At 55.0% G+C, this 6,805-nt stretch carries 7 protein-coding genes and 2 tRNA genes; 3 read left to right on the forward strand and 6 right to left on the reverse strand.

Annotated elements, in window-relative coordinates; genetic code table 11:
- Positions 1 to 120 precede the first annotated feature (120 nt).
- Positions 121 to 315 (reverse strand): hypothetical protein, encoded by a 195-nt coding sequence (locus tag CVT63_07315; protein ID PKQ27560.1) that lies wholly within the window; start codon positions 313 to 315, stop codon positions 121 to 123.
- A 58-nt stretch (positions 316 to 373) separates the two neighbouring features.
- Positions 374 to 449 (reverse strand) — tRNA-Gly (locus CVT63_07320).
- Positions 450 to 672: 223 nt separating this feature from the next.
- Between CVT63_07320 and CVT63_07325 the strand changes: the two genes are divergently transcribed.
- The gene (locus tag CVT63_07325) at positions 673 to 1,464 is read left to right on the forward strand and encodes a hypothetical protein (protein PKQ27561.1); all 792 of its coding nucleotides are present in this window, start codon (positions 673 to 675) and stop codon (positions 1,462 to 1,464) included.
- On the opposite strand, the gene CVT63_07330 is transcribed toward CVT63_07325, so the two are convergent.
- From CVT63_07330 to CVT63_07345, 4 genes are all read right to left on the reverse strand, one after another.
- Positions 1,444 to 2,253, reverse strand: coding sequence for a hypothetical protein (locus CVT63_07330; GenBank protein PKQ27562.1), 810 nt, complete (start codon positions 2,251 to 2,253; stop codon positions 1,444 to 1,446). The two genes, CVT63_07325 and CVT63_07330, sit on opposite strands and share 21 nt — an antisense overlap.
- A gap of 43 nt (positions 2,254 to 2,296) precedes the next feature.
- Positions 2,297 to 2,374, reverse strand: a tRNA-Pro gene (locus tag CVT63_07335).
- Positions 2,375 to 2,377: 3 nt separating this feature from the next.
- Positions 2,378 to 3,976, reverse strand: coding sequence for a hypothetical protein (locus CVT63_07340; GenBank protein PKQ27563.1), 1,599 nt, complete (start codon positions 3,974 to 3,976; stop codon positions 2,378 to 2,380).
- 2 nt (positions 3,977 to 3,978) lie between these two features.
- Entirely contained in the window at positions 3,979 to 4,608 is a 630-nt protein-coding gene (locus CVT63_07345; protein PKQ27564.1) for a hypothetical protein, read from the reverse strand.
- Between the two features lie 492 nt (positions 4,609 to 5,100).
- Here CVT63_07345 and CVT63_07350 point away from each other — a divergent pair, with 492 nt between their 5' ends.
- Both CVT63_07350 and CVT63_07355 read left to right on the forward strand, forming a co-directional pair.
- Positions 5,101 to 6,018 carry an ABC transporter gene (locus CVT63_07350; protein ID PKQ27565.1) on the forward strand — a complete coding sequence of 306 codons (918 nt, stop codon included), beginning with the start codon at positions 5,101 to 5,103 and terminating at the stop codon, positions 6,016 to 6,018.
- The coding region (locus CVT63_07355; GenBank protein PKQ27566.1) for a hypothetical protein at positions 6,015 to 6,805 on the forward strand (791 nt) is incomplete at its 3' end. The genes CVT63_07350 and CVT63_07355, both read left to right, overlap by 4 nt.

The following is a 6,805-nucleotide window of genomic DNA, read 5'->3' on the forward strand; positions in this document are numbered from 1 at the left end:
GTCAGGCACCGTCTACCTTTCCGTCTACCGCTAAAGCGGTAGACGCGGCGGGGTCAGGCACCGTCTACCGCTAAAGCGGTAGACGTTGCCAGACCCCTCTACGCAGTAAAAGTAGACGTTTTAAGTGTGGCGAACCCTGTATTCGCCAAGAGGAACTGGATAAACAAATTTCCTCTCTGCTTCAAAAAGTTTCTTTGCGACCGGATTGGGCGGAAAAATTACAAATTCGGCTAGAAAAAGGTTGTTGCTGAACAAGTGTTCGGCTCGAACCTCCGCTTGGCCGCGCGCGAAGCGCGCGGAAACCCCCAAAATCAATGGGCGGCGCTGTGCGCCGCCCACGAAATGGCTGGTCAAAAATCCGAAAGTCAAATCTTGGAGCGGGAAACGGGGCTCGAACCCGCAACCTCGAGCTTGGAAGGCTCGCGCTCTACCAATTGAGCTATTCCCGCCTGATATCCTATTAAATCATTCGTCATCCCTGTTCTCAAGCACAAACAGAACACCAGTGCCCCGTCCCATAAATACGGTGTTGTATCGAGGCGAAGGATGTTTTCCTCGACCGACGTCTCAAGTCCGCGAGCGGAGGGCGTGGAAGACACTCCGAGCGCCTCTTCTCCCCTTCCCCCGAGCGCCCCTCTTGAGACCTGACTATGTTTGCGCAATGATAAGGCAATGAACACAGTACAAGTCGGCGATATCAACATAGCATACAATCTCACCGGTGACGGGGCGCCCCTTGTGATGATCCAGGGGCTGACCGCTACCATGGATTGGTGGGATCCCGAGTTTGTGGACGCGCTATCTCAGCGATACCGGGTTCTCACCTTTGACAACCGGGGCACCGAACGCACGGCAACCCCGGATGGCGAGTTCACGATCGAGCAGTTCGCGGACGATACCATCGGGTTGATGGACGCGCTCGGCATCGAGCGCGCGCTCATTCTCGGTTTCTCGATGGGAGGCATGATTGCCCAGGAGATAGCGCTCTCCCATCATGCGAAAATCGAAAAACTGGTACTGTGCTCGACTTCCTGTGGCGGCGCCATGGCTATCACTCCAAGCCGCGAAATTCTCACCAGGCTGTTAGACCGCAATGGCACCCCGGACGAGCTGGTCGAAAGATTCATGAGCCTCCTGTTCTCCCGCGGGTGGATTGATGAGAACAGGCTCCTGATCGACGACTTCAAAAAGCGCTACATGCTGGCCCTCACTCCCGAGAGAAGCGCCCTTCGGCAGTTCATGGCAACCGTGAAATTCAAGACGCATGAGCGCCTTGGGCAGATAGCCGCGCCGACTCTGGTCATGTACGGCGCCGACGATATTCTCATCCCGGCGGAAAACTCGAAGATATTAGTAAAAGCGATTCCTGGCGCGGGCTTCATCGAATACCCGGACTCGGGACACGGGTTTCTCTGGCAATGCCGCCAGAAGTGCCTCCGGGATCTAATTGACTTTCTGGATTAGCCGCTTCCCGGGCTCGTGACAGAGCTCGCCATTGCCAGAAATGTCACGCTTCTCATTAACGCCGACGAAATCTTCGCGTATATCGAATAACCCATCGAAAAAATCGACGATCCAGGCTATCGCCTTGTTCGAGAACACCATCCCCCAGTGGCCAATCGGCCAGTTGACAATCTTGTTGTACCCGCAGTCAAGAATCCCCGAGTTATGCGGCACCACCATCTCATCGAAGTTGCTGATGACAGACAAGCATTTGATATTCTTGCACCGGGACGGGTCGTTGTTGAGTTCCTGCAGTAAGTCACTGTTAGGCAACAACTGCCTGCCTGCCTTGGTCGCCAGCCCAAAGACCGCCCAGTAAACGCCCTTGTGCGGCGTTCCCAGATACACCGCGCGGTGTACGTATTTCCATCCACCAAGCTTCTGCAGGTAATACCTCGCAATGATTCCGCCAAGGCTGTGCCCGACCAGATTTACCTTCTCAGCGTCAAAGCGGTATCGCGTACGCTGAACCTCCACCGCAAGCGCCGCCGCGGATTTAATGACATCGCCCGTCTGCAGGCGCGGCAGATCCGCCTCGTAGACATCAAATCCTTCGACCTCCAAACGGCTACGGAGGTAGAGGCCGTGAAACGGCGGGGCGCCGTAGCCTGGCACGTAGATTATGGGGAAACGCTCCAATCCCGCGAAACGGTGAGCTTTCTCCGTCAGGTTTATTTCGTCTTCCAGATCCTGTTCGAGCTGGTATCCGTCGTCGTGTTTTCCTGTTCTCTTCTTAGAGCCTCTCACCATATTATAAGTTTCAACCTCCCTATCGGCCTTAGAATCTTTGAATTGGTCGGGGTGGTCGGATTCGAACCGACGGCCTCAGCGTCCCAAACGCTGCGCGCTAACCTGGCTGCGCTACACCCCGATCTCAATCATCACTTAGCTTTTTGCTCTCGGTAACCTTCCACAGGCCGCCGCCCTGCTCCTCGAGGGTGTAAACCATCTCTATCTTCTGATCCGTCAACGTAGAGACAAGAGCAGCGCCTTTGTACGTGAGAAAATTCCATGTCTCGTGAGTTTCAACGGTCGCCACGCCTTCAGAAAGCATCTTGATCTTCCCGTACTTCAACGCCGTAAGTTGAGAACGAACGCACTCGGCGCGCCCAATTAGATCACGCACCCTGTCAGTCTCCGTTTTCAGCAGGTCTCCGGCAAGAAACGTTTTAAGCCCGGCCGGGTTCAGGGAACGCCCGGCGTTCGACCTTTCTTTCAAATACCCGTTCGTAACATTTTCGAGAGAGTCCATGGTGGCCGCAGTCGCCTCCAACGCCAATTCGACGCTCTGTGGCGCGATCCACTTCTTCGTCTCGGAATTTAACCCTGGCAACGCAACCGTTACCGTGTGAAAACCCTCCGGCAGGTCGCTTACGTCGATCCCGCTCTGAACTCGTGTGAGTTTCGCGCGAAGACTACCGTCATCTCCACCGCCCAGTATCCAGTAAAGACGCATGGCGATCCTCGACAGTTCCCCACCGACATCTTTACTTTGCTGCATTATCCTGTCCACGGCGTTCAAAAACTCGTCCCCGGAGGATCCGCTTCTCCCGAAACGATCAGTTGCGCTCTGCGCGCTCTCGGCAACGTCATCGAGACAGGCCGCCAGGCGCTTACTGTCGGAAGTCAAGTACTGGATCGCCCTCAAGAATTTGCGCGCGTACTCAATAGCGTCATCGATGTCTTTAGGAAATCGCTTCAGCTCGAGCGCTTCTTTGAGATCCTTGTCCTCTTCGGCGTTGCCCACATAAGTTCCGTCTATATAGACCTGAGCTCCAAGCGGCTCTACCACCAGACGGCTGATACCCTCTGAAAGATTGAGTCGCCACTTCCTGAACGGCCAGGCGCCCCCGGCGCTATCAGCGGCCATGTTGATATCAAAGCTTTTGTTCTTGTACTTCATCGTCACAACGAAACGCGCGCCTGTCGTGGGAGTCGTGGACAGCAGTCTTTCAAACAACTTGTTCTTGTCTTTGCGTGGTTGTACGCGAAACTCCTGGAGACGACCAATAGCGTCGGCCTGCGTGTTCTGCCACTTCCGGAAGTACTCATACGTGGAGAACTTGTCCCCCGGGTGAGAGACAAGTTTGTAAGCCGTTTCATAATCGCCGACCTTCAAAGAGCCGAGGTAACGGCTGACGGCCGCCTGTGGGCTGTGTGTCGCCACCAGAACAAAAAGCGCAACGACAACTGCCATCAGTAAAAAAATGACAATTGGAATGCCAATCTTGACGCCTCGCGGCAGTTTCGACACAGACTCGCCCGCCTTTGCCGCCCATGGTTCTACGTTCCGGGAACCGCGGATCGCGGCCGGCGCCGCTTTCGTCGCGGGCGGCGAAGCCACGGCCTCCGGCGCGACGGCGGCCGCGCACTGTGTGCAGAACTTCGCGTCTTCCTCTATGTTAGTCCCGCACTCGGGGCAGATCTTCGCGTTTCCGGCGCCGGGCGCTTTTTTCCAGAATTTTATCCCCACGTTCAATCCCCTTTCCCCTCAGAGCGCAGCAACTGTCCGCGATCGTAGCTCGTGATGATAATTCCCAGCATAAACCCTACAAACAAAACAATAATCGCTATCTGGCCGCCCGCGACGTTGGCCTGTACTACATGCACGTTCCGGATGAGCGCCTTTAGCACCTGGCTCATTACAAAAACTATCAACCAGATGGTAAAAATCACGCCCCCAAAGAACGTGCAAATGTGAGTCTCAACCACCCGCCTTCGTGTGCCCACGCCGGCCACCATGAGCAAAGCGAAGATAAGGGGTATTACGGAAAGAAAGAAGAGCACTCGCCCGAAATATATCTCCCATCCGGTGAAGTCGCGTGCGACAAGTGAAAACCCGAGCACTTCCAGTTTTATAAAAGCCCACGGGGCGAACACGACCCACATCATCAACGCAATAAAAAACGCCATAAGGATAGGGCCCTTGCGATTCCATGTCGCCTGAAGAAAGCGCGCGAGAAATGTTGGCTCTACCCCGGAATTCGGAATTTCAGGCGTCTCGCGCGTCTCCGGCTCGACAGAGAGTCGGCTCAACGACACGCCGCACTCTTTACAGTACTCGCTGCCCCGCAGGTTCTCCGTCCCACACTGTTCACAACGCATAGAAACCATCCTCCTTTGTGTCATGAACATTTTAACCGATTGACCGGACTTTAAGTCAGTCCCGCAACGCAACAATCGGATGTCTTATGTTATTATCGTGTTACTTAGTGCCCTTTTCCATAAATACGGTAACGTACTGAGAGCGTCGGTGCGCCGCTTGAGAGCACAAATGGCGCTGCGACCGAGTCGTACTCGGTGAGTACGGGGAGGGAGCGGAACGCGGCAGGCGCGGATGCAACGGCGTTCGCTTTCGAGTATTTACGGAACGGGGCACTAAATAGTCCATTTCGTAATTACGGTGACGTATTCGATCATGTTACAAACGCAAAAACGCCAAAAGCCCCCTCGCCCCCTGGGGGAGAGGGCTGGGGTGAGGGGTATAGATAATACCACCCCCACCTTAATCCTCCCCGTCTGCGGGGGAGGAAACCAGAGGAGTCGATACGACACCGTAATTACGAAATGCTGTACTTAGTGCAAAAAAGGTAGAAGATGGCGGCGATATCGGTCAGGAATCTCCATAAAAACTACGGGACGTTGAAAGCCGTTGATGGCGTATCGTTTGAGGTCAAGGACAGGGAGATCTTCGGGATCCTCGGCCCCAACGGCGCGGGCAAGACCACCACGCTCGAGATGATCGAGACGCTGCGCGAGCCTGACTCCGGCGATATTCTCGTGGATGGCATAGAGGTGCGCAAAAACGAAAAGAAGATCAAGGAGATAATCGGCGTCCAGCTCCAGAATACCGCGTTCTTCGATAACTTATCCGTTTACGAGAACGTCGATCTGTTTGGCTCCTTTTACTCCAACCGGCGTCCCGTCAACGAACTGCTCGAGATGGTCGACCTCCAGGACAAGAAAAACAGCATGTTGAGCGAGCTCTCCGGAGGGCAGCACAAGCGAGTTTCTATCGTGCTCGCGCTCGTGAACGACCCGCGCGTAGTTTTTCTCGACGAACCGACGACAGGTCTCGATCCACAGGCGCGGCGGAACATCTGGGAAATCATCGAAAACCTGAAGGCGCGCGAGAAAACGGTGGTCATCACCACCCACTACATCGAGGAAGCGGAGCGCCTGTGCGACCGGGTCGCGATCATGGATCACGGGAAGATAATCGACATTGGGACGCCGGCCGAACTCGTGCGCCGGTATTCGCCCGAGAGCGACATCTCTTTTAAGCTCGCGCCCGAGATTGACAGAGCCGTGATCGAAAAGATCACAGGCGCGCGGAACGTGAGAAACGACGGCGGCGGCGGGTACATCGTCACGACGGGAACGCCCAGAGAGACTCTCCTCGGCATCCTCACGGCAGCGCGCGAGAACGGCGCGAATGTTGACAACATCAGCATGAAACAAGCGTCGCTCGAGGATGTCTTCCTCAAAATGACAGGCAGGAGGATCCGGGAATGAGGAACCTGTGGAAGTTCGTGCGGGCAAGCCTCAAAATGACCTACCGCGAGAAGATCGCGATGTTCTGGCTGTTCATGTTCCCGTTGCTCTTGATACTGTTGTTTGGCGCAATATTCAGCAGCTCCGGGCAGACCAACATCAGCATCGGCATCGTCAACCTGGACAACAGCCGCGTCACGCGCGAGATAGTGAAGAGGCTCGAGGGTGTCACGGCTTTCAAAATAAAAAGGGGGAATGAGCGCCAACTTTCCCGGAACCTGGCCGATAACAAACTGGACGCGGTTCTGGTGCTCGAGAAAGGCTTTGAGTCCTCAATGCTCGCGCATCAGCCCGGCGCCGCGACCATCAGCACCAACAGAACGAATCCGACCGTCTCACAGATAGCAAGCGCGGCGCTGAAACAGATCATAGGAGAAATAAGTGTTGGGATGGCCAAACAGTTCACGCCAAACGTCATCGGGCCGGGCGACATCGTCGAGATCGCCGAGAAATCAGTAACCTCTCACAAACTCCGCTACATCGACTACATGGTGCCCGGCATTCTCGCGATGACCTTGATGACATCAGGGATGCTCGGCTTGAGCCTGTCATTCGTTCAGAATCGCGAGAAAGGCGTCCTCCGCAGGATAAAAGCCTCCCCACTGCCATTATCACGCTATATTGGAAGTGAGATCATCGCGGCGTTCATGTTATCTCTGATGCAGGCCATTGTTATGCTGCTGGTCGGATGGGTTGTCTTCAAGATGCGTATCCACGGCAACTGGCTCTACATGGCATTTATTGTCAT

Source organism: Candidatus Anoxymicrobium japonicum (assembly GCA_002843005.1).
GTDB lineage: Bacteria > Actinomycetota > Geothermincolia > Fen-727 > Anoxymicrobiaceae > Anoxymicrobium > Anoxymicrobium japonicum.